The following is a 20,290-nucleotide window of genomic DNA, read 5'->3' on the forward strand; positions in this document are numbered from 1 at the left end:
GCGGCCATGGCCACTGGCCGGGCGCGTTCGAGGCAAGACGTCTGCACATGGGAAGGCAGCGCGGTTGCGCTCACACTGCACGAGCGACGACGCACGGAAAACCACCGACTCGGTACGCCCGAAGGCACAATGAGGCGCACAGCAACATGCAGCGAATCAGGAGCTATCATGGGCGGGCCTCTAGCCAGAGCGGGTGCGCGATGCCGATCACGGCGGATGCACTGACTGGCCCGAAATATCGACCGTCGAACGACGCCGGGTTGGTGGTGCTTAACAGGAACAATTCGCCAGGCCGAAGCTGCCGGCATTGCCGCCAGGATGGCAACGGGCGGCCCATACGATCAGCAGGCAATGTGGTCGCTACCGGCACACCGTCGATACGTACCTGATTGGCAGTAAGGCATACATGTTGCGGTGCGATGGCACCCACACGTTTCAGCAAAGGAACGTGACCTGGCAGGTATCCGCGCTGCGCCGCCAGCGCAGCGGCTTCTGGCGGCAAGGTGGTCAGAACGACGCTGCCGACTTCCAGTCGAGGCGGCAGCGGGCCGGATCGATGTTGCAGCGGATCGAGACGATACCAGCCCACAGCCACGCTGTCGGATGGGTTGTAGATCAGGCCCGGCAGAGGCTGCACGAAAGACGCCCAGGCCATTGCGGCAAGGCCGCAGACGGACAGGCCCATCAGCACGATGCGAGCGTGCCGACGCGAGCGAGGATGCGGCGAGGATTCAGAGGAGCGTGTCGCAGTGACATGAATCGTCATGACAGCGCCCTTACGGCCAGCCAGGCGGCGTGCCGCTCGGCGGTGTATTCGGGCAACGGCAAACGCGCAGTGAGCCGATTGGCGAGCGTACGCCAGTACGCGGGCGACACCGTTGCCGGTGCAATCCCCAGTGCTTCAATAGCGTCGATGCATTCCAGCACCGTGCGAACGCCATGGTCGCCTTGCGTGTGCAGCAACAGGCGTGCGCCGGGCTGCACACCAGGGATACGCTGTAGGGCATCCCGTGTCAGGCCAGCCTGCATCACCATGAGCTGCCAACGCACTGTGCCGTAGTCGTTGGCCTGCCAGAGGATGCGGCACAATATGGCGCTTGGCAGGAACACCGCCACGCGGCGCCAGCGATCGAACCGGATGATGCGCACGGGTTCGCCAAAGCGTAGGTAGAGCTTGAAGCGTGATTCGAGATAGGCCAGCGAGACGCGCGTCAGCGGTGCGCTGTTCTGGTCAAGTCGTAGCGGACACTTTTATTAAGCTGCTTCCGCGATTTTCTCGATCTCCCTCGGCGCGTGGTAGCCAAGGGTCGAGTGGAGCCGGCAGCTGTTGTACTCCATCTCGATATAGGTCACGACGTCGCGCCTCGCTGACTGGCGGGTCCAGTACCGCTGACCATCCAGCCATTCGCTCTTCAGAGAGCCGAAGAAGCGTTCCATGACCGCATTGTCCCAACAGTTCCCCTTGCGGCTCATGGAGGCCAGGAAGCCGTGCTGAACCAGTCGTTCGCGATACGCACGAGAGGCGTACTGGCTGCCGCGATCCGAGTGGTGGAGCACGCCTCGGGGAGGTCGCCGGCGGCCAATGGCCATCTCCAGGGCGTCCAGGGTGAGTGACGTCTTCATGTGGTCGGCCATGGCCCAGCCGATGACCTGTCGGTCGTAGAGGTCCAGCACGGCCGCCAGGTACAACCAGCCTTCCAGGGTCCAGATGGCGGTAATGTCGGCCACCCACGCCTGATTGGGCTCAGGCACCGTGAACTGCCGCTTGAGCAGGTTGGGAGCCACTGGCAACCCGTGGTCGCTGTCCGTCGTATGCCGGTAGCGGCGACGCTGTCGGCAGGCGACATCGGCTTCCTGCATCAGGCTACGTGCCTGATAACGACCGACTGTGTGACCTCTGCGATGGAGTTCCTTGGCCATTCGCCGGCTCCCATAGCTACCACGTTTCTGATCGTGGATGTCCTTGACCTCCCGGTGCAGGCACTGGCGCCGCTCATCGGGTTCACGCTGACGCCAGGCATAGAAGCCACTGCGGCTGACGTCCATGACACGGCACAGCACCGCGACTGGGAAGGAGGCCTTCTCCGACTCGATGAACTGGTATCTCAGCTCGACTCTCTCGCGAAGAAGGCCGTGGCCTTTTTTAAAACCTCCTTTTCAATCCGTAACTTACGCACTTCTTCGCGAAGCTTCTTGATCTCGGCATCCCGCTCATCCACCTGATCGTCAGTCACACCATCCTCTCGGTCACGTTGCTGGCGGCACCAGCGATCCAGCAGGCTGCGATCGATATCCAGCCGCCTGGCAGCCTCGGAGATGGCATAACCCTCTCCTCGCACCATGTTGACCGCCTCAGCCTTGAATTCGTCGGAGTACCGACGTCGCGTTTTCTTGGTCATGAACACCTCCAATGCCTCCAGTATGAGGCTTACCGGGGTGTCCGCTCCAATTAGACCAGTTCACGCTGTCGGCCTGACCGGGAAGCGTGACAAGCGCCGGTGGCGATGCAACCGGCGTCGCCAAAAGCGGTGTATTCATGATGGGTTCTCCGGGAACTCGCGTTCCAGCAAGGCACGCAGCAACTCGGCCACAGTCACGCCCTGCGTGAAGGCCGAGACCTTGATGCGCGCCCGCATCGCGGGCGTGATGTCGAGAGTCAATCGGGCGGTGTAGAGATCGCCCTTGTTGAGTGCGTCGGCGTCACCCTGACGAATCCACGCCTCCACATGTGGATTGGCGGGCGGACGCGTACCGATGCCGACGCGGTTGCTGCGTGCCTTGCTCATAACGGCCACCGCAGCAGTTCATCCACCAGCGCCGTGATTTCACGTGCCGCAATGCTGTCCGGCGCCGTTTCGCGTGCCAGGCGGCCAGCGGCCACGCTGTCGGCGAAGACGATGCGCTGGCGTACCTCTGCGCGTAATGCGGGCAACGGTTGTTCAGCCAGCGCCTGCCGGGCTTCACGCCCGATCACCGTGGTACTGACCCGTCGGTTGATGACAAAAGCCGCCGTTAGCTGCGGACGGAACACCTGGGCCTCGCGGACCAATGCCACCATCTCAGCACTGGCCCACAGGTCGTAGGGGCTGGGTTGTACCGGGATCAGTACGCGCTCGGCCGCCAACAGCGCGGAACGCGCCAGAGCGGCGATCCTGGGAGGCCCGTCGATGATGACGTGATCGGCCCGCCTAGCGAGTTCTGGCGCCTCCTGGTGCAACGTCTCGCGCGCGAGACCGACGGCACTGAACAGCCTGGGCAAGCCTTGCTGACTTCGGCGTTGCGTCCAGTCCAGCGATGAACCCTGCGGATCGGCATCCAGCAGGATGACATTCTGGCCGCGTAACGCGAGTTCGCCGGCGATGTGGGTGGCCAGCGTAGTCTTGCCCACGCCGCCTTTCTGATTGAGCAAGGCAACGATCATGGCGCGGCCCTCCGTGGTGGAAAGCGACGCAATGAACGGTTTGAAAAACGCCTTGGTTGTTGGTATTCGGTGGTTATCCACAGGCCCAATAACAGGGTTTTATTATTCGTTAGAAAGATATTTATGTTAGATATAAAGTTAAGGGTCGGAAAAACTCTTTCTGCCATTGGACTTACGTGCGATTTGCGCGTCTGATAGCACGATACGGGTGCGCCTGATAGCACGAGTCCCGGCGCGCCCGATAGCACGAGCCCATTCACAGCTTGTGCCGTTTTCATCCCCAGGCTTATCCCCGTGCCGTTTGCGGCACGGGCCGGAAGGCGAGAATGTCCGGTTCGCCGGGACAACGTTCGATGGACAGCTCGTAACCGGGCAGTGACTGCTTCGCCACCAGGGCGCGCAGGTCGCGGGCAAAATCGCGCGGCTGCGCCAGGCTGCCGGACTTGCGATACAGGTAAGGGACATCGAACTGCCAACCGTTTACCTGACGACCGCCATGTTTGCGCACCAGGCGGCACAGCCAGCGCTCGATGCCACCGGTGAGCCGGAAATACATCGGGTCGATGGTCAGCACCAGGGCGGCATCGAGCACGCCCGCATAGAACCAGTCCGGAAGGATCAGTTCTATGCCCATCGGTTTGCCGTTGGCATCGGCCAGCTCTTTCCACTCGTTGATCCACGAAAACCGGTGCAGACGCCGCCCGGTGGTCTCGCGGATGGAGGTGGCCACCGTGGTCGATTGCAGCCGGTCGAGAGCGGCCTTGAGGCGCTGGTAGTCCCGCAGCGAGGTACCGCGCTGGATGAAGCGCAGGATCTCGTAAGGTGTGGCCTGCATCCGGCGCGACGGCTGAATACCCGCATCGCGGGCCTCCACGATCTGGCTGGCAGCCCAGATCAGGATGTCGGCGTCCCAGATGGTGGCGATGCCGTGTTCCTGCGTGCCCTCCACGCGAAGGATAACGTTGCCGCTGCGAAAGTCGATCGGCGCGGTGCGCCGCGACTTGGCCAGCGAGAAGAAGGGATAGGACATCAGGTCTTGGGCATCGCGCGGCGCCATGTCTTCGCCCGGCAGTGCGCGGAACAGGTCGAGCTGTTCCCGCTGCCGGGCCGGCAGCGATGGGCCGGGCATGACGATGGACACCGGCGTGCCGTCGATCAGCGGCCATCACGGTAGTCACCCGCGTGGCGTTCGGCATATTCGGGATCGGACGTGGCCTCGTAACTGCGGTCATCGGCCCAGGCGTCGAGATCGGCCACGGCATACATGACGCGGCGGCCGAACTTGCGAAACTTGGGGCCGCCGCCGATCACGCGTTGTTTTTCCAGCGTGCGCGGCGACAGGCGCAGGTACTCGGCGGCTTCGTCGTTGGTCAGGTAGCGTTGGGGTTGCGCGGGCGTATCAGCAGCGGCGGCAGCAGGCCGCAAGGGAGCAGGTCGCATGGGATGCACCTCCATCGGTTGAAAACGTCCGGCCACACAGCGCGACCGGGTGGAGGCAGTCTCAAGAAACGTAGGGCGTTTGTTCAGGGATGTTTTGCGGCCACTGACGCACGTCCCTGTGCAACCGGTGGAAGTTGTGCCAGGCAGCGATAACCTCCACGCATCAATGTATTACCCCGACATACCAGACGACGCACGCGGGCGCGCAAAGCGCTGTCGGCGTGCCAGTCATCGGCAACAGCCTTGGCACCGAACAGCCCTTCGGCCACCTCGCGCTGGGACGCGCCTGCCAAGGTGGCGTCAAGCGCCTGCAAGGTGTGCAGTTCCAATAGGGTCGTAAGGGAGGGGCGCGGCCGCGTCAGCGCCACAGGGGTAATGCCAATGGCGGCGGTCAACTCGTTCAGGGAGGCAGCCAGCGCCTGGCAACGTGCCTGGGGCATGTCGCTGGCCCGGACGGCATAGACGTAAGCCATGCCATCGGCCAGGTCTGGCGCCAGCGCGAAGCGCAGGCAGCCACCCGCCCAACGGCTTACCAACAGCAAACGCTGGCCATCGTGGATCAGATGCTTATGGCCCGGAAGATGCCAAAGCGTGAAAGCTGCTGCGTCGGGCGGCGGATCAGCGTCCGGGTAGACCTGAAGCACAGCATCATGGTTGGGAAACCAGGCGGGGTGCGCGTCACGCGCATCCAGGGCCGGGTTTTCCAGTAGGCGCAGACCCCAGCGATGCCCCGCATCCAACCGGCGACGACGCCAGTCCTGGCGGTAATCAGGATGGCGGCGCAGGTACTCCCAAGCCAACCCTGGACCATCCAAATGCAGGATATAGAGATAGGCCGCTGTCGGATACCAAGACGCGGCGCTGCGATCAGCCATGGCGCAACCTCCCTCAGCTTGAGGTTCGTCGCCATGGCAGAAAGGCACGTTATGGAGCGGTCATCGAAGCGTCATGGATGAAACGTTAAACTGTCCGTATCAAGACCGATTGGCTCCAAAGCGTTGCGGGTTCCGTCCGAATGCGACGGCGGCTCGCCCCAAAACGGCGTGCCGCATCGGCCAGCCTGCCGAAAGCCACATCGGGCATCATGACTGTTTCGATCTGGCACGCACCACTTAGGTGCAAGGTTGCCCATTGAGACCCAAACGGTCTTGGGTCAGACCGAAAAAGACACAATGGGCCGCCGTTCGCCGTCCCGTCTCAGTCAGTGGCCGAGCCGCTTTCCTCGACCAGCCGCAGGTATTCCGACATCCACCGTACCGGCTGGAAGTAGCGATCACGCATCACGGGTTGCCGATGTGTCGTGCGCATCCAGCGTAAATAGGCGGACCACCGGCACCAGAGCTAAGATATCGCCATCGGCGAGGTCCTGACCGTTGGCGATCAACTGCGCGCGCTCTGCATCAGTGATGAGTGGAGTCATGACCACCCATTCTCCATGAAGAAACAAACCGCCGAACCACATCCCCTCTTGTACGTGGAAGCACCAAAGAGCAAAGCCACGAATTCACCGAAACGTAGACGCGTAAAAGCGCATTGGCGTAGGTCAGGAAAGACACAGATGCGACTCCTCGGATTTCACGCTATCCGCAAAAGCGGATTTCTGTAAAGGCACGAAGGCACAGAACAACACCAAATGAACACTATAGATTGTAGCCCTATAGGACGCAATAGGCTGTCATCTTGGTTTTTGAGGGGAAACCATTGGTGGCAGAACAGTACTCATTGGCGAAGGCATTGAAGGCAGTCAGAAAGGCGCGCGGCTTGAGCCAGGAAGCCTTCTCTGGGGTGTCCAGCCGTACCTACCTGAGCACCCTGGAACGCGACCTGAAAAGTCCCACCCTCAGCAAACTGGCCGAGCTATGCGAGGTAATGGAAATCCACCCGCTCACGCTGCTGACGCTGGCCTATGCTGGCAACGACCCCAAGAAAACAGATCAACTACTTGCACAGGTCCAGCAGGAACTCGAACTGCTCGGTAAGATTGAGGATCAATGACACTGCTCCGAAACGACCCGGTTACCCAACTCGCGTTCTCCGTCCATGAAAACAAGGGGGTCTTCGCCGTTCTGCTGGGGTCGGGCCTATCTCGATCCGCAGAAATTCCGACTGGCTGGGAAATTACCTTGGACTTGGTGCGTCGCGTGGCCATTGCCCAAGGGGTCGAAGAGCAGCCCAACTGGGCAAAATGGTATCGAGACCAAACAGGCCATGAACCGAACTACTCGGGGCTGCTGGAAGAGATCGCCAGTTCACCCGATGAGCGAAGAGCAATACTGCATCGCTACATTGAGCCAGACGAACAAGATCGTGATGAAGGCAGGAAGATTCCAACGAAGGCTCATCATGCCATCGCTCAGTTGGTCCGCTCTGGTCATGTCCGAGTCATCGTTACTACGAACTTTGACCGACTCATGGAAAACGCCCTGCGGGAACAAGGGGTGGAGCCTACTGTGGTGTCATCGGCTGATGCGCTGGCTGGTGCTGAGCCGCTTACGCATAGCCGTTGCTATCTATTCAAGCTGCACGGTGACTACAAAGATGCCCGTATCCTGAACACCGATCAGGAACTGAGTGCATACCCCGAAAGTTACGACAGGCTGCTCGATCGTATCTTCGATGAGCACGGGTTGATCATCTGCGGCTGGTCCGGGGAGTGGGATCATGCATTGCGTGCGGCTTTCCTGCGAGCACCTAATAGACGCTATCCAGTACATTGGGCGGTTCGGGGAGCATTGGGCTCCGGGGCAAGTGAACTGGCGGTGCATCGCGGCGTCAAGACGATCCCCATTGTAGGAGCGAACGAGTTCTTCCAACTGCTACAGCAACGGGTCGAAACACTTGAGCAAAGCCAACGTCAAAACCCGACAAGCATCGAACTGCTCGTTAATAGCATCAAGCGATACCTTTCAAGGCCAGAATATCGAATTCAATTGGACGAGCTGCTTTCGCAGGAAACAGAACGGTTGATGGTGCGGCTTGATGACCCGCAGTTTGCCCCTCATGGGCAGTGGAACCAGGAGGAGTTCCGATCTCGCGTCGAGCGATACAAGGCAGTGGCCGAGCCCTTGACACGCATGGCTGGCGTGTTGGGCAGATGGGGCGATGGCAATGAGCTGAACACGGTGTTGGATATCATTAGAGGTTTGTACATCCATGCCGGAAAAGTTGGCAATGGCTTGACTGTGTGGCTCGGCCTGCGCTCTTATCCTGCCGTTCTGGTGTTCACGGCCTACGGGGTCGGACTTACACGTTCGCACCGCTGGAAAACGCTACACGAATTCCTCGTTTCTCCTTGGCCGAGAGAATATCGAAATACCAAGAGAACTGTGTCCATGATGCTGCTCTGGGCTTGGAGAGGAGAAAAAAACGATCTCTGGACTCAGCTGGAAGGTTTGGACAATCACAAGACAGCCCTCAGCGATCACTTGTTTGATGTGATGAATGAATGGCGGTCCAGTTTTGCCGGCGTGTCGATGGAGTTCGAGTTGGTGTACGAAAGGTTTGAGACTCTGGCCGCATTGGCATATTTGGAAGAAGACAGCGAAGACCGTTTGGAACAGGCGTTCGCCAGTACACCTCATGGGCTGTTTGCCCGAATGCCCGTGGGGCGTGTAGGTTGGCATGAAGAATCGGCGGCTACGCTGCTGCAGGAGCTTCAGTCAGAAGCGATGATCACTGCCTTGCTGAACGCGGGATTCGCATACAAAAGTCGCCGCTTCCTCGAACTTTTCGTCGAGAGCCTGAAGCGCTACATCGACAAGATGTCTTGGTAACCCCGTTCTTCAGACAGTGACGGCCCCGCCCGGTGGACAGTACTCTTAGGCACAACCTGCTTCTGCAAGACGGAGCGTAGCCCCACGCCGCCCATTACGGCGGAGCATCAGCGCTGTCGGCGGATAGTGTGAAGAGCTGAATCCAAAGGCCCGTGACGGCGGGGACGGTACTAGGCGCGGCCCGGAAACCCGGCGACATACATTGACCGTGATTGCCCCTCCCCATATAATTAGCCGCCATACTATATGGCGGCATCATAATGAATCTTGAACAGAAATACGAGGCGCTACTGGCTGAAGCGCAGCGGCGCCAGCTTCCCGACGTGGCAGGCATCCAGCTTTGCTTCCAAACGCTCTCGCTGGCCAACGCCATCGACCGGAACTGTGCGGCGCGGCTGGCTCCGCACGGCCTCTCCGAGGGCCGCTTCGTTCTGCTGTTCCTGCTCAATTCCACCAACGAAGGGCTGGCTCCCAACGCGTTGGCCAAACAGGCGGGTGTCACAAGAGCCACGGTAACCGGTTTGCTGGACGGCCTGGAGCGAGAATCCCTGATTGAACGGCTGGCCGATGCCAGTGATCGCCGCGCGCTACGCATCCGGCTGACCCGCAAAGGAAAGAAGGTCGCCGAAAAGGTCTTCGACCAGCATGGCCGCTGGATCTCCGGATTGTTTGGCAACCTGTCCGTCTCCGAACGTGAGCAGCTGGCGGCCTTGCTCGACAAGGTGACGGGGAATCTGGATGTGACGACAGAAGGAAAGTCTTTATGAGAGAGTCAGCGCCGCGCAAGGGGGCGACCCGCGCCGCCGACATTCCTGCTGACGTGCTGAATGCCCTGTCCCACGGCAAACTGCAAAGTGCCACGCTGGTCGAGGGGCTGGCGCTCGACCAGGCAGTGCTGCTGCGCACGGTCTTTCCCGATTTGTCGCCACGCGCCCTGGAAGCCACCGACGCTGCCTGCCAGCTCGGCATCCTCAAGCGAATGGCAGGGATTGGGGCCGCGCTGCTGCACGAACTTGGTCCTACCGGCATCGCGCAATGCCAAGCCCATGCCTCGGACACTGTGCGCGGCTGGGCCTGTTTCATGATTGGCGCACAACCGGGGCCGGATTTGTCGACGCGACTGACGGCCATTCAGCCATTGGCCGACGACGCCCATTTCGGCGTGCGCGAATGGGCCTGGATGGCGGTACGTCCACACCTGACCCGGCAACTGGATACCGCCATCGAGTGCCTGGCGGCATGGGCAGTGCTGCCATCCGAACGCCTTCGGCGCTTCGCCAGTGAAGCCCTGCGCCCGCGCGGTGTGTGGTGCGCCCACATCGCGGCGCTCAAGCAGCAACCAGAGCAGGCGCTGCCTATCCTTTTGCCGCTGCGCGCCGACCCATCCACCTATGTCCAGGATTCGGTGGCCAACTGGCTCAACGATGCAGCCAGGGATCAGCCCGATTGGGTACGCAACCTGTGTGCGCAATGGCTGCAAGGCGAGCCCGCCGACGCTACGCACCGTATCTGCCAACGTGCCCAACGCAACCTGAAATGAAGGAGAACGCCATCATGCCGCACTACCTCGTCGAGCTTTACACGCCCAATACCGCATGGCGAGCGTTGCCATCCGACCTGCGGCAGCAGTTCCTTGACGGCATCCAGACGGCGATGCGCGGTTTGTCCGACCTGGGCATCGAAGTGCTGACCCTGGGCGAAACAGATATGAATATCGACCAGGCCAGCAAACATCAGTTTCTGGGGGTCTGGCGCTTCCCTGATCTACAAGCCAGGGATGCGCTGTTGGCGGGCATCAATGCCAGCGGCTGGTACGACTATTTCGACCATGTGAATGCCGCCAGTGATGACGGCGATTTTGCCCGTCATTTAGCCGCATTGGCGCTCGATTGATGATTCGCCGCGCCAGCGGCGGACGCATACCGTGCTGGGGGCATAGGTCGCTTGCACAGACTGCTGGTGGAGGCCCGAGTCATAGGTGGTTCTCCTCCCAGGCGGAGCGCCCCGATCGAGGCCAGGGCGCACTCCTTCAGTGCAGGTCAACTGGCCAGTACCTCGGCGGTTTCATCCGCCACGGGTACTGTTTCCTGACCGGGGACGCCCAAGCCAGCGGCAATATGGTCAAAGCGATGTGTCGTCAGCGGGAATCGCTATGCACAACACTGCACATTTTTTGATGAATAAGAGGAAACGTAAGCATGCAATTATTCCAGCGTATAGCAGCATCTTTCCAAACACGACGCACATGGCATCTACATGAATTGAGTGATTGGGTACTTGCTCCCCTTGGAGCCGCCTCATTCTTGATTGCTGGGTACTGGGCAATGGCGGTTACTCATGTTTTGCCTGATTTGGTTACCACGACGAATCAAACCGGGTTGACCTGGATTGGAGCTGCGGTTTTTACGTTTCTTGGTGGCCTGGGAGTGACCATCTGGTTCTACGGCTGCTTGGCGATGCGTTGCCATTCCATCCTGTTTGATCGGCATTTCCGCTGAAGCTGCGCTACCGGACAAGCAACCTCTTACCCTAGACGTAATAGTTACCATGGAGGCCTCACTGCGACGCAGGTGGGTGCGAGGACATCAGGTAACAGGCGCAACAGAAAAAAGGCGCATCGCCCCGCAGGGCGACGCGCCGGATGGTTGCCGTACGGTCAGTGCGCACACATCGCCTGCAGCTTCTCGATCACGCCAGGCTCAACGAAGACGCACGGCAGATCGACCGCGATCGGCGCATTGAACACCTTGGAGAATAGCTCTCGTTTCAAGTGTGCTAGGCGACCCGTGCAGTACGCCTGTTCAGGCTTCAAGCGGCCATCGGCCGCTGGCGAGCCGCTGCGCTCAGGATCGCATTCGACCAGTGCAACGAAACCGTCGTCGAAAAGCCGCTGGTGTTCGGCGCACAGGCCCAAGCCCGTCGTTGTGTAGCGCTCCATGCTCGCGCGCAGGCGCTTGTCGAGCAGGATGCTGCCAGTATCGAAGTGGGTGCCGCAGACCAAGCAGACACGGCGCTCCAGCGAAACATGCGATTTGTCGTTCATGATGACGATCTCCAGTTACTCGGGCGGAATTGCCCGGAACCGGCGCCAGCACGGCGCAGCGCAAGCAGTCAGGGGTCGCAGACGGCCGCCAGGACGCCAGCACGCATTGCGCGCGCAGCCCTTGACGGCGAGAACGCCGTGATACGGTGAAGGGAACAGCAAGACCGCCCCTCTACCTCTATCGCAGGCACGGACAGGCAAGCGTAGCGCGCAGGCCCGCAAGGGCGGAGGCATCAGGGATCAAGGCCGGACGGCCGTGATTCGGCACGAAGCACGGGGCGCAGCCCGCGAGCCCGACGGCGGTACGCCGGGATGCACTAGGCGTCAAGGTTCACTTAGAGAGAGGCCCGCTCAAGAGCTTCTTGTGCTGAACACTCACGGGTAAAGCACAAAATTCACTGTCAGTGACTTTTTGTTGACGCTTGCCGCTGATTGTGCTGTAATGATGTTGGCTAGGCGAACCGCCTAGGTATTTGTTCTTTGAAGTGGTGCTCTTACCGTAAAAGCGAAAGGTCAGCGTGTATTGCCTGAAGCGATTCAGGCCGCTCCTTCATCCAGTGTTGGAGATTTTGAGGCGAGGCAGGCCAGCAGCATCGGTCAGCCGCGAAGCTCGGCCCTCTAGCCGCCCGTGTGTTCCCGATTAGCCGTGCGATCTGCTGATTGTGAGCCGCACCAGATGGTTGCAGGGACGGGGCTTCAAAGCCGCGAAGACTGGTGTTGGGCTTGCGCATCGAGTTGGCTCCTTTCGGCCAATCGCCTTGTTACGGGGCTTCGGCGTTTTGCCGAGTTTACAAGGAGCACTCCAATGAAGTACGAAGCTTTGAAGAACACCATCGCAACGCTGCAAAAGCTGCGCGATGCGCATTACAGCCAACTCGATGCTGGCGCTCTGGCAGAACTGGATGATGTGTTGCAGCAACTACGCAGCATGCTTGAAGGTTCGGAAAGGCGGGAGCTTGAACGCGGTGAACTCGTGTTCCGGGCTCTGCGCATCACCGACATCGTCATCCGCGCAGTGAGTAATCTCACTGACTGGATGAAGTGATGAGAGTGAGCCAAGACGCAGCAAGCCCAATATTTGATTTATCGGAGTAACTCATGAACCTTGGACAAGCAATCAAGCTGTGCCGCACTCGGCGGGGAGTCTCCCAGGCTGATCTTGCACGTCAGGCGGAGTGCTCTGTTTCCTACCTATCCATGCTGGAAAACAACAAACGTGACCCAACGCTTTCCACCATGACCAAGATCGCACACGCATTGCGCGTGCCTGTGGGTATCCTCTTTTTCCTGGGAGCGGAAGGTGGCGACCTGGATGGCATTGACAAGTCGCTGCAAGGGGAACTTGCACGTACTGCCCTGGAATTGCTCAATGAGCCCACCAACAACCAACGCACCCTCATATAACCAACGTCGTATCGGCACACTGAATGCTCTGCACTTGCCATTGGGTATGTCTGTCGATGAACTGCTATCACTTGCCCAGCGAGCCGACGGTCTATACCGCATCGCAAAGTCCATTACCAAGCCGGATGGCAGCATCCGCAACACCTATGATGCCCTGGCACCGCTGAAGGAAGTCCACCGAAGGATCAAAAGCCAGATCCTAGATCATGTGGACTACCCACCCTATTTGACTGGAAGCGTCAAAGGCTGCGACTACAAAGTAAACGCCGCACTTCATACTAACGCCAGGATTGTCATCAACGAAGACATCAGCGGATTCTTCCCCTCTACCTCCGCAGAGCGCGTATTCAATATTTGGCGTGGACTCTTCGGTTTCAGTCAAGATGTGTCGCAATGTCTGACTCAACTAACCACTCGGCAAGGTGAGTTGCCACAAGGTGCCATCACCAGCTCGTTCCTGGCGAATCTCGTATTTTGGCAGGACGAACCAGCGCTACATGCGAGATTCGCATCTCAAGGACTTATCTACTCCCGCTACGTCGATGACATTTGTCAATGGCCATCAGAACTGACCCACCAGCGGTCAACAAAATTGACCCACCCGTGATCGTCAGCTGAGCGTCTTCTGCTTCAGCCGGTAGCTCTCCCCGCCGAGCAGGTAGAGGTGCGAGTGGTGGATGATCCGGTCGACAATCGGCACCGCCACGTTGTCGTCGTGGAAGAACTCCCCCCAGCTGGTGAAGTCCTTGTTGGTGGTGATGATCAGTGACCGGTGCTCGTAGAACCGGTTGATCAGCTGGAACAGCGCGTAGCGCGCCTGCCGGCTCATCGGCAGGTAGCCCAACTCATCGATCACCAGGGCGTCGACCTTGGCGAGCTTGTGCAGCGTCTTCTTCAGCTCGCCCTTCATTTCCGCCAGCTCCAGTTCCTCGACCAGGTCCAAGGCATTGCGGAACAGCACCCGGTAGCCGGCCTCGATGGCCTTCTGCCCGATACCGATGCTCAGATGGGTCTTGCCCACCCCCGGCGGGCCGATAAATACCAGGTTCTCGCGGTTGTCGAGGAAGGCGAAGTCCAGCAGGGCGTTAATCTGGCGCTTGGTGATGGTGGTCTGGTGCCGATAGTCGAACCCCTCCAGCCGCTTGTCGCTGGGGAATCCGGCCTGGCGCCGGTAGAGGTCGATACGCTTTGCCTCGCGGGTCTGGCGCTCGTGCTCGACCAGCATGTCGGCGAAGGCCAGGTAGGAGACCTCGTTGGCCTCGGCCTGGGCCAGCAGCTCGGTGAGGCCGCCGGCGATGGCGCCCAGCCGCAGGCTGCGGTAGCGCCCGGCGGTCAGCTCAAGCTGCCCCATGGGTCACCTCCTGCTGGCCGCTGGAGTGGCCAAGTCGGGCGTACTGAGCCAGCTCAGCCGGCGTCGTGTGAGGTCCGGCGGGGGCGTCACCGTCGTGATCCCGGCCTCTCGCCGTGGCGAGTCGGGCCGCCGCCAGCCGTTCCTTGAGGCCACCGGCGGTGAGGCGCTCCCGGGTGACCCAGTCAGCGATTAGCGCCAGATCCAGCTGAGGCTCGGCCTCCAGCACCTGCCTGGCGCCACGCAGCTGGTCCTTGTAGTGATGCGGTACGCTATGGCGCAGCTTGTCACAGAGTTGCCGGCCCAGCGACTCGCCGAGGTGGCGGGCGATAGCCTGCTCCAGATCGGTCTCCTGCTGGCGGAGATCGCGGTAGTGGTTCTCGTTGCGCAGCGTGCGGCCCTTGCCCAGGTGAAGGGCATGGGTGGCGATCTCATCGCCACTCTCCAAGTCGTGGATCGCCAGGCGGTTTTCCGCTTCCCGGACCCCGACTCGGCCCTGCTGGTAGGGCATCGGCACCGAGTACTTGTTGGCCTTCCAGGCGATCAGCCCGGTCTTGTCGACTCGGCGCGGGGCCAGGCCGTCGGCATCGCGGCCCACGCAGGCTGGGGTCAGGTAGGGGCGCAGGTGGCGCCGCTCCTCGGCGTCGAAGTGGGTCCACGGCTGCTGGCCGGTGGTGCCGTGAGTGCGCACGTTGGCGACCTCGTCGAGCCACTGGCGCACGTAAGCGCGCAGGTCGGCCTCGTCGCGGAACACCTCGCCATAGAAGGCATCCTGCTTGGCGTACTTCACCCCGGCCTCGACCTTGCCCTTGCTCTCCGGGTCGTAGCCGCAGCAGGCGCGGATCCGGAAGCCGGCGGTGGTGGCGTACTCATGGAAGCGCTGGTTCACCTCCAGCTCGCGGAACTGCTCGCTGATCACCACCATCTTGGTCTGGTCGTAGACGCACTCCTCCGGCAGGCCGCCGAAGTAGCGGAAGGCCTCGTCGTGCAGACGGATGAAAGTGACGGTATCGAGCGGCGACAGGCTGACGCCGACATAGGTCAGGCGCGAGTAGGAGAGCACGAACACCACGAAGTACAGGGGGCGCGACTCTCCGCCGATCATCACTTCGCGCAGTTCGCCCGGATCCACCTGGCACTGTACGCCGGGGACCATATCGAGCACCGGCTCATAGTAGCGCCGCTGCCGGCTGGCCACCGTGCTTTTTACCTGCTGTACGTAGCGCCGCAGGGTGCGCTCCGAGACCGCCAGCTCGCCGACCTTCTCGCGCAGCTTGCGGGCCACCTTGACGCTGCTCAGCCGGGGAAAGGTGCGCAGCAGGTAGACGATGTAGTCGCGGTGGGCGTCGAGCTTCTTCTCGCGCTCGCGGTTCGACTGCGCCGCCTCGATGGTGGCCTCGTCCTGGCGGAGGTACTTGCGGACGGTGTTGCGGGAGATGCCCAGCTCCTGGCCGATGGCACGGATCGACAGGCCTTGTCCTTCATCGTGTAACGCTTTGATCTTGTGAATCATTCCCCAGTCCTTCACATCTCCGTCCCGACCCTTGGCTGAGCCGACACGGTAGGTGGATGGTGGCAGCGCTGCCACCTCGGGGGTGGGTCAAAAGCGTTGGCCGGTACTGGGTCAATTTACTTGGCCATTAACAACATTGCTGTGTCATCAAAAGCGTTCCTGACTAATCCGGAAAAATCGGAAGTAGTGCGGCAAATATACGGTATGTTGCTCAAACATGGATATCAGCCCAAGCGGGCCAAACATGAGATTTCTACATCCGGCACTCGAATGGAAGTCACAAAGCTTTCCATCAACGCCAAGCCTGGTCTGGGGAAAGCCGTATACCGCAAAACTCGTGCTGCCGTACATGACATAGAGCAGCGCATAGAGAATGGAGAGGTGCTTTCGTTTGAACGAGGCCCCTATGCTCAAGCGATGGGGCGGGTGTTGCATCTGGAGCGGTTTCATCCAGGTAAGGCGGCCCCGCTGAAAAAGCGCCTGCTTGCGTTAAAGGAAGGCCAGTAGCCACGCCCACAGGGCAACATAGAGACAACATGAAAAGAGACTGGGATATTATCCGTGACGTCTTGATCGAAGTCGAAGCGCTGGACAGCGCTCAGTTTCAGAGCATTGAGTACGGTCCAGCCAACGAGAGCGACGAGCCTGAGAAAGATGCGCATGGCATTCTTCTATGGAAGGCTGGATTTATTGAAGGCAGTGATGCAAGTGATATGGATGGCGATGCCATCCACGCACAAGGGTTAACGTGGGCTGGTCATGACCTGTTGGACACGATTCGAAGCAAAGCCGTATGGGAGCGTATCAAGGCCACGGCGAAGGACAAAGGAATTGAATTGACATTCGACTCGGTTAAGGCGTTGGGTAAAGCTGCACTGGCTGCAATCATCGGCAGCTAACTCAGGTAGTCACGACCGAGGGCGCAGCAAAAAAGGGGCCTAAGCCCCCCGGGTCAAATCAGGCCACGTTCGGCAAAGGAAGTGGTGTCGCTACCGGCGACAACAACATGATCCAGCGTGCGCACATCCACCAGCGCCAGAGCATCCTTGAGTCGATTGGTGATGGCTTCATCGGCACGGCTCGGCTCAGGATTGCCGCTGGGATGGTTGTGCGAGAAGATCACCGCCGCCGCATTGAGCCGCAGCGCCTCCTTGACCACTTCTCGCGGATACACTGAAGCACTGTCGATGGTACCCCGGAACATCTCGGCGTACTCGAGCAGGCGATGCTGCGAATCGAGGAACAGCACCGCGAAGACTTCGTGCTCGAAGCCAGCCAGCTTGGCGCACAGGTACTCTTTGACGATAGTCGGTGAGGTGAAGGACATGCCCCGCTGCATTTTCTGGTCGATGACCTGGCGCGCGGCATCAAGAATTTGCTCCACCGACGCCGGCAGGTAACGCCCCTGAGCGTCACGCACCAGCAGAGAGGAATCGAGCGAGGAAAAAGACAATTGCATCATGATCGTGCTCCGGTTACTCGGGCGGAATTGCCCGGAACCGTGGCCAGCACGGCGCAGCGCAAGCTGTCACAGGGTCATGGACGGCTGTGGCCGCAAGCGTGCAAGGCACGCGCAGCCCTTGACGGCGAGAACGCCGTGATACGGTGAAGGGAACAGCAAGACCGCCCTCCCCACACCCACGGCCCCGTCTTTGGCATGCGGAGCGCGCAGGCCCACTAGGGCCGGAGGCGTCAGCGATGGAAGCCGAAGGGCGAGACGCCAACGGCGGCTCGATGCAAAGCACGACAGCGCGACCGGCCATGACTGCCTGGCCGGGGATGCCCCGATCAGCTATCTTTAAACCTGATTGTGGTCAGTGCCGTGCATCGGCCTGAAGGACGGCAGCATCCAGGAATCTAAAGACTGAAATGGCAGGCCGACCCACAGCGGTGATTGCAGAACCGACGGTGAATTGCTGGCAGGAGCGCTCTTCCGCAAGATCGTCTGTCGGGAAATACAAACAAGGCTGTAACGATTTAAAATAATGGGGTTGCTGCCGATATACTGCTTCTTCGTTCAGACAGGCTCGCACTTCGACAACCACGGTTGCTGCTGAAATCACAAGGAAGAACATGACCGCCCTCTATCAACTTGCAGTACTTGGTTCGCCAACCGATACCCAGCTTTCTGAGCTTGAAGAAATCGTCGAAACTGCCGTAGGCATGTTCAACTTGCGACTAGGGCATGAAGTTGGATGGGAGGTGCGCCCGGAAGAGTTTAACCCCGACCAACAGCGCTCATCCGCTGCGGTGTTTTTCGGGGGCGAGAATCCCCCCCTCGCCAACGTGGCGAAGTTGCTGGAGCGAGGCATCCCGTTACTGCCGATAGCATCCGACGTCAATCGAATTGACGCAGAGATTCCTGAATTACTGCGACCTCTCAACTGCTTAGCCTATGCCGCCAACGGGCCACAGCGTGTCGCGACCGCTTTACTTGAGTGTGTAGGGTTATTACCTCGCCAGCGCCGAGTATTTGTAAGCTACCGCCGAGGCGAAGCCCGTGAGGCAGCCTTGCAACTCTTCGATGCCTTATCCGCTCGACTATTCGATGTGTTTCTCGATACGCATGGGATTCCACCCGCGGAAGATTTTCAGACAATGCTCTGGCATCGCCTTTGCGATTCCGACGTTCTTGTGATGCTTGACACGCCAGCTTACTTTGAAAGCCGCTGGACAAGCGCAGAGTTCGGACGTGCTCTGGCGAAGGGCATCAGCGTCTTGAGGGTCGGCTGGCCAGACGCCACGCCTTCTGCTCGCACGGCAACAGCCAGCCGGGCAGAACTGTTGCCCGAGGAAGTCGATCCGGCCACGGGGCGCCTCGCAGATGGTGCAGTGGACCGCATCTGCCTGCAGCTTGAGGAAGTTCGCAGCCAGAGCCATGCAGTTCGTTCTGTCAATCTGGTAAGCAACTTGCGCAACGCTATTCAAACGATCGGCGGCCAAATCGTCGGAGTAGGCGCCAATAAGGCAGTTTATGTCCAGCTACCCGATGGACGGAGTGTGGTCGTCTATCCAACGGTCGGTGTTCCCACATCGACAACCCTGCATGACGCATCCACCAATTCGCCGGATCAATCGGTTGCCGTCGTTTATGATCATGTTGGCTTGCATCCCCGATGGCTGGGGCATTTGGATTGGCTGGGCCAGCATATCCACTCTGCGCGATGGGTCAAAGCCAGCGAGGCTGGCTGGCAATTTGCGGACTGGGAGGCCTGAATCGTGAGCGCAATCTTCCTTTCAGCCAGTGTCCCGCTAGTGGGCCGCGGCTCGTATCACGAGACTGCCAATCCATTCCTCATTCAGTGCGCTGTGAGGGAGTTGGTCATCGCCGTCATCCGTCAGCACAAGATCGTGTGGGGAGGCCATCCCGCTATCACTCCCATGATCTGGAGCATTTGTGAGGATTTGGGTGTCGATTATTCTCGGGCCGTGGTTCTGTATCAGAGCAGGTTCTTCGAGGATCGTTACCCGGATGAAAACGAACACTTTCACAATGTTGTCTTCACCGACGCAGTTCCCGATGACAGAGATGCGAGCCTGCTATTAATGCGGGAAAGAATGCTGTCGCGCGATGATCTCGTTGCCGCTGTTTTCATCGGTGGCATGGAAGGAGTGGAAGCCGAGCATGAACTCTTCAGACAATTCCATCCGGCCGCCAAGGTTCTGCCCGTACCGTCGCCAGGTGGGGCGGCTTTGAACCTAGCTAAGGACAAAGGCTATTTCACCGATGCAGATCTTGGCGATGTGGACTTTGCGCAACTTTTTCACACACACCTCGAATTAAACATTCATGGTGCAGCGGGCTGATTCTCCTCTGCCGATTCTTACTAGCCAACAAAAGGATTCGCCATGCCACGGAAAGTCTTCTATAGCTTTCACTATCAACGCGATAGTTGGCGCGCCTCCAAGATACGGAATATTGGTGTTGTGGAGGGCAACCAGCCAGCAAGCGATAACAAATGGGAAGAGGTAAAGCGAGGCGGCGAGGCCGCAATCAAGCGCTGGATTGACGATCAACTGCACGGGCGGACATGCACAATTGTTCTTATCGGAGCCGAAACGGCGAATCGCCCCTGGATTCGATATGAGATTGAGCAGTCATGGAATAGTGGCAAGGGGCTCTTGGGGATACGAGTCCATAAGTTGCTGGACCACAACCAACAACCATCAGTTACCGGGGCCAATCCGTTTGACGCATTTACCTTGAACGACGGTAGAAAGCTATCCACCGTCGTCCGCATGTACGATCCACCGGGGACCACGAGCAGCGCGGCCTATAACCACATCAGTGACAACCTGTCGGTCTGGATTGAAGCGGCGATCGCTGCTCGATAAGAAGCCAAGCCTC

25 protein-coding genes and 3 pseudogenes are annotated in these 20,290 nt (G+C 59.7%); 14 read left to right on the forward strand and 14 right to left on the reverse strand.

Features of this window, described 5'->3' with window-relative positions; genetic code table 11:
* Window positions 1-166: 166 nt before the first annotated feature.
* From NHL60_RS15920 to NHL60_RS15960, 9 genes and pseudogenes are all read right to left on the reverse strand, one after another.
* Window positions 167-766, reverse strand: coding sequence for a S26 family signal peptidase (locus NHL60_RS15920; RefSeq protein WP_253445607.1), 600 nt, complete (start codon window positions 764-766; stop codon window positions 167-169).
* Window positions 763-1,224, reverse strand: a pseudogene (locus NHL60_RS15925) (DUF2840 domain-containing protein); the annotation flags it as partial. The gene NHL60_RS15920 and the pseudogene NHL60_RS15925, both read right to left, overlap by 4 nt.
* Before the next feature lie 30 nt (window positions 1,225-1,254).
* Window positions 1,255-2,399: pseudogene (locus tag NHL60_RS15930) on the reverse strand (IS3 family transposase).
* Between the two features lie 135 nt (window positions 2,400-2,534).
* Window positions 2,535-2,786, reverse strand: coding sequence for a chromosome partitioning protein ParB (locus NHL60_RS15935; RefSeq protein ID WP_253445610.1), 252 nt, complete (start codon window positions 2,784-2,786; stop codon window positions 2,535-2,537).
* Window positions 2,783-3,421 carry a ParA family partition ATPase gene (gene parA / locus NHL60_RS15940; RefSeq protein WP_253445612.1) on the reverse strand — a complete coding sequence of 213 codons (639 nt, stop codon included), beginning with the start codon at window positions 3,419-3,421 and terminating at the stop codon, window positions 2,783-2,785. Before parA ends, NHL60_RS15935 begins: the two co-directional genes overlap by 4 nt.
* Window positions 3,422-3,707: 286 nt before the next feature.
* Window positions 3,708-4,550 (reverse strand): replication initiator protein A, encoded by an 843-nt coding sequence (locus tag NHL60_RS15945; protein WP_253452251.1) that lies wholly within the window; start codon window positions 4,548-4,550, stop codon window positions 3,708-3,710.
* Window positions 4,551-4,576: 26 nt separating this feature from the next.
* Window positions 4,577-4,861: an AlpA family transcriptional regulator gene (locus NHL60_RS15950; protein ID WP_253445614.1), complete on the reverse strand. Its 285-nt coding sequence runs from the start codon at window positions 4,859-4,861 to the stop codon at window positions 4,577-4,579.
* Window positions 4,862-4,944: 83 nt separating this feature from the next.
* Window positions 4,945-5,736, reverse strand: a complete 792-nt coding sequence (locus NHL60_RS15955; protein WP_253445617.1) for a DUF2285 domain-containing protein — start codon at window positions 5,734-5,736, stop codon at window positions 4,945-4,947.
* 322 nt (window positions 5,737-6,058) lie between these two features.
* Window positions 6,059-6,281, reverse strand: a pseudogene (locus NHL60_RS15960) (DUF2958 domain-containing protein).
* Window positions 6,282-6,565: 284 nt separating this feature from the next.
* On the opposite strand from NHL60_RS15960, the gene NHL60_RS15965 reads away from it, so the two are divergent.
* From NHL60_RS15965 to NHL60_RS15990, 6 genes are all read left to right on the forward strand, one after another.
* On the forward strand, window positions 6,566-6,856 hold the full coding sequence (locus tag NHL60_RS15965; protein ID WP_253445619.1) for a helix-turn-helix domain-containing protein: 291 nt from the start codon (window positions 6,566-6,568) through the stop codon (window positions 6,854-6,856).
* A complete protein-coding gene (locus NHL60_RS15970; RefSeq protein ID WP_253445621.1) occupies window positions 6,853-8,634 on the forward strand; it encodes an SIR2 family protein in 1,782 nt (593 codons plus the stop codon). Before NHL60_RS15965 ends, NHL60_RS15970 begins: the two co-directional genes overlap by 4 nt.
* A 260-nt stretch (window positions 8,635-8,894) precedes the next feature.
* Window positions 8,895-9,401 carry a MarR family winged helix-turn-helix transcriptional regulator gene (locus NHL60_RS15975; protein WP_253445625.1) on the forward strand — a complete coding sequence of 169 codons (507 nt, stop codon included), beginning with the start codon at window positions 8,895-8,897 and terminating at the stop codon, window positions 9,399-9,401.
* Complete coding sequence (locus tag NHL60_RS15980) at window positions 9,398-10,174, forward strand: DNA alkylation repair protein (RefSeq protein WP_253445628.1); 777 nt, start codon at window positions 9,398-9,400, stop codon at window positions 10,172-10,174. The genes NHL60_RS15975 and NHL60_RS15980 overlap by 4 nt, the downstream gene beginning before the upstream one ends.
* 14 nt (window positions 10,175-10,188) lie before the next feature.
* Window positions 10,189-10,527, forward strand: a complete 339-nt coding sequence (locus NHL60_RS15985; RefSeq protein WP_253445631.1) for a DUF6616 family protein — start codon at window positions 10,189-10,191, stop codon at window positions 10,525-10,527.
* Window positions 10,528-10,832: 305 nt separating this feature from the next.
* The gene (locus NHL60_RS15990) at window positions 10,833-11,132 is read left to right on the forward strand and encodes a hypothetical protein (RefSeq protein ID WP_253445634.1); all 300 of its coding nucleotides are present in this window, start codon (window positions 10,833-10,835) and stop codon (window positions 11,130-11,132) included.
* 158 nt (window positions 11,133-11,290) lie between these two features.
* Here NHL60_RS15990 and NHL60_RS15995 read toward each other — a convergent pair whose 3' ends face one another.
* Window positions 11,291-11,677, reverse strand: a complete 387-nt coding sequence (locus tag NHL60_RS15995) for an ATPase (RefSeq protein WP_253445637.1) — start codon at window positions 11,675-11,677, stop codon at window positions 11,291-11,293.
* 805 nt (window positions 11,678-12,482) lie between these two features.
* Between NHL60_RS15995 and NHL60_RS16000 the strand changes: the two genes are divergently transcribed.
* Genes NHL60_RS16000 through NHL60_RS16010 form a run of 3 tightly spaced genes read left to right on the forward strand, consistent with a single transcriptional unit; the run spans window position 12,483 to window position 13,688 of the window.
* Window positions 12,483-12,722: a hypothetical protein gene (locus tag NHL60_RS16000; protein WP_253445640.1), complete on the forward strand. Its 240-nt coding sequence runs from the start codon at window positions 12,483-12,485 to the stop codon at window positions 12,720-12,722.
* 53 nt (window positions 12,723-12,775) lie between these two features.
* Window positions 12,776-13,081 carry a helix-turn-helix domain-containing protein gene (locus NHL60_RS16005; RefSeq protein WP_253445643.1) on the forward strand — a complete coding sequence of 102 codons (306 nt, stop codon included), beginning with the start codon at window positions 12,776-12,778 and terminating at the stop codon, window positions 13,079-13,081.
* A complete protein-coding gene (locus NHL60_RS16010) occupies window positions 13,047-13,688 on the forward strand; it encodes a reverse transcriptase family protein (RefSeq protein ID WP_253445646.1) in 642 nt (213 codons plus the stop codon). Before NHL60_RS16005 ends, NHL60_RS16010 begins: the two co-directional genes overlap by 35 nt.
* Window positions 13,689-13,691: 3 nt before the next feature.
* Here NHL60_RS16010 and istB read toward each other — a convergent pair whose 3' ends face one another.
* The gene (gene istB, locus NHL60_RS16015) at window positions 13,692-14,432 is read right to left on the reverse strand and encodes an IS21-like element helper ATPase IstB (protein ID WP_089680926.1); all 741 of its coding nucleotides are present in this window, start codon (window positions 14,430-14,432) and stop codon (window positions 13,692-13,694) included.
* Entirely contained in the window at window positions 14,419-15,942 is a 1,524-nt protein-coding gene (gene istA / locus NHL60_RS16020; RefSeq protein ID WP_183334547.1) for an IS21 family transposase, read from the reverse strand. Before istA ends, istB begins: the two co-directional genes overlap by 14 nt.
* A gap of 120 nt (window positions 15,943-16,062) precedes the next feature.
* Here istA and NHL60_RS16025 point away from each other — a divergent pair, with 120 nt between their 5' ends.
* Window positions 16,063-16,449, forward strand: coding sequence for a hypothetical protein (locus NHL60_RS16025; protein WP_253445707.1), 387 nt, complete (start codon window positions 16,063-16,065; stop codon window positions 16,447-16,449).
* A gap of 29 nt (window positions 16,450-16,478) precedes the next feature.
* The gene (locus NHL60_RS16030) at window positions 16,479-16,841 is read left to right on the forward strand and encodes a DUF2513 domain-containing protein (RefSeq protein ID WP_253445710.1); all 363 of its coding nucleotides are present in this window, start codon (window positions 16,479-16,481) and stop codon (window positions 16,839-16,841) included.
* 53 nt (window positions 16,842-16,894) lie between these two features.
* Here NHL60_RS16030 and radC read toward each other — a convergent pair whose 3' ends face one another.
* Together radC and NHL60_RS16040 are read right to left on the reverse strand one after the other, a co-directional pair.
* Complete coding sequence (gene radC, locus NHL60_RS16035) at window positions 16,895-17,404, reverse strand: DNA repair protein RadC (RefSeq protein WP_253445713.1); 510 nt, start codon at window positions 17,402-17,404, stop codon at window positions 16,895-16,897.
* Window positions 17,405-17,756: 352 nt separating this feature from the next.
* Window positions 17,757-18,017: a hypothetical protein gene (locus NHL60_RS16040; RefSeq protein ID WP_253445716.1), complete on the reverse strand. Its 261-nt coding sequence runs from the start codon at window positions 18,015-18,017 to the stop codon at window positions 17,757-17,759.
* On the opposite strand from NHL60_RS16040, the gene NHL60_RS16045 reads away from it, so the two are divergent.
* Genes NHL60_RS16045 through NHL60_RS16055 form a run of 3 tightly spaced genes read left to right on the forward strand, consistent with a single transcriptional unit; the run spans window position 18,016 to window position 20,277 of the window.
* The gene (locus tag NHL60_RS16045; RefSeq protein ID WP_253445719.1) at window positions 18,016-19,158 is read left to right on the forward strand and encodes a toll/interleukin-1 receptor domain-containing protein; all 1,143 of its coding nucleotides are present in this window, start codon (window positions 18,016-18,018) and stop codon (window positions 19,156-19,158) included. The genes NHL60_RS16040 and NHL60_RS16045 overlap by 2 nt on opposite strands.
* Before the next feature lie 3 nt (window positions 19,159-19,161).
* Window positions 19,162-19,749: a hypothetical protein gene (locus NHL60_RS16050; RefSeq protein WP_253445722.1), complete on the forward strand. Its 588-nt coding sequence runs from the start codon at window positions 19,162-19,164 to the stop codon at window positions 19,747-19,749.
* Between the two features lie 42 nt (window positions 19,750-19,791).
* The gene (locus NHL60_RS16055; RefSeq protein ID WP_249978257.1) at window positions 19,792-20,277 is read left to right on the forward strand and encodes a TIR domain-containing protein; all 486 of its coding nucleotides are present in this window, start codon (window positions 19,792-19,794) and stop codon (window positions 20,275-20,277) included.
* Window positions 20,278-20,290 lie beyond the last annotated feature (13 nt).

This window comes from Halomonas sp. Y3 (assembly GCF_024137965.1).
Taxonomy (GTDB): Bacteria; Pseudomonadota; Gammaproteobacteria; order Pseudomonadales; family Halomonadaceae; genus Halomonas; species Halomonas mongoliensis.

Coding starts and splice junctions, on each gene's coding strand:
- NHL60_RS15920 (WP_253445607.1), bottom strand. CDS start 766: ATGACGATTCATGTCACTGCGACACGCTCCTCTGAATCCTCGCCGCAT.
- NHL60_RS15935 (WP_253445610.1), bottom strand. CDS start 2,786: ATGAGCAAGGCACGCAGCAACCGCGTCGGCATCGGTACGCGTCCGCCC.
- parA (WP_253445612.1), bottom strand. CDS start 3,421: ATGATCGTTGCCTTGCTCAATCAGAAAGGCGGCGTGGGCAAGACTACG.
- NHL60_RS15945 (WP_253452251.1), bottom strand. CDS start 4,550: ATGCCCGGCCCATCGCTGCCGGCCCGGCAGCGGGAACAGCTCGACCTG.
- NHL60_RS15950 (WP_253445614.1), bottom strand. CDS start 4,861: ATGCGACCTGCTCCCTTGCGGCCTGCTGCCGCCGCTGCTGATACGCCC.
- NHL60_RS15955 (WP_253445617.1), bottom strand. CDS start 5,736: ATGGCTGATCGCAGCGCCGCGTCTTGGTATCCGACAGCGGCCTATCTC.
- NHL60_RS15970 (WP_253445621.1), top strand. CDS start 6,853: ATGACACTGCTCCGAAACGACCCGGTTACCCAACTCGCGTTCTCCGTC.
- NHL60_RS15975 (WP_253445625.1), top strand. CDS start 8,895: ATGAATCTTGAACAGAAATACGAGGCGCTACTGGCTGAAGCGCAGCGG.
- NHL60_RS15980 (WP_253445628.1), top strand. CDS start 9,398: ATGAGAGAGTCAGCGCCGCGCAAGGGGGCGACCCGCGCCGCCGACATT.
- NHL60_RS15985 (WP_253445631.1), top strand. CDS start 10,189: ATGCCGCACTACCTCGTCGAGCTTTACACGCCCAATACCGCATGGCGA.
- NHL60_RS15990 (WP_253445634.1), top strand. CDS start 10,833: ATGCAATTATTCCAGCGTATAGCAGCATCTTTCCAAACACGACGCACA.
- NHL60_RS15995 (WP_253445637.1), bottom strand. CDS start 11,677: ATGAACGACAAATCGCATGTTTCGCTGGAGCGCCGTGTCTGCTTGGTC.
- NHL60_RS16000 (WP_253445640.1), top strand. CDS start 12,483: ATGAAGTACGAAGCTTTGAAGAACACCATCGCAACGCTGCAAAAGCTG.
- NHL60_RS16005 (WP_253445643.1), top strand. CDS start 12,776: ATGAACCTTGGACAAGCAATCAAGCTGTGCCGCACTCGGCGGGGAGTC.
- NHL60_RS16010 (WP_253445646.1), top strand. CDS start 13,047: ATGAGCCCACCAACAACCAACGCACCCTCATATAACCAACGTCGTATC.
- istB (WP_089680926.1), bottom strand. CDS start 14,432: ATGGGGCAGCTTGAGCTGACCGCCGGGCGCTACCGCAGCCTGCGGCTG.
- istA (WP_183334547.1), bottom strand. CDS start 15,942: ATGATTCACAAGATCAAAGCGTTACACGATGAAGGACAAGGCCTGTCG.
- NHL60_RS16030 (WP_253445710.1), top strand. CDS start 16,479: ATGAAAAGAGACTGGGATATTATCCGTGACGTCTTGATCGAAGTCGAA.
- radC (WP_253445713.1), bottom strand. CDS start 17,404: ATGATGCAATTGTCTTTTTCCTCGCTCGATTCCTCTCTGCTGGTGCGT.
- NHL60_RS16045 (WP_253445719.1), top strand. CDS start 18,016: ATGACCGCCCTCTATCAACTTGCAGTACTTGGTTCGCCAACCGATACC.
- NHL60_RS16040 (WP_253445716.1), bottom strand. CDS start 18,017: ATGTTCTTCCTTGTGATTTCAGCAGCAACCGTGGTTGTCGAAGTGCGA.
- NHL60_RS16055 (WP_249978257.1), top strand. CDS start 19,792: ATGCCACGGAAAGTCTTCTATAGCTTTCACTATCAACGCGATAGTTGG.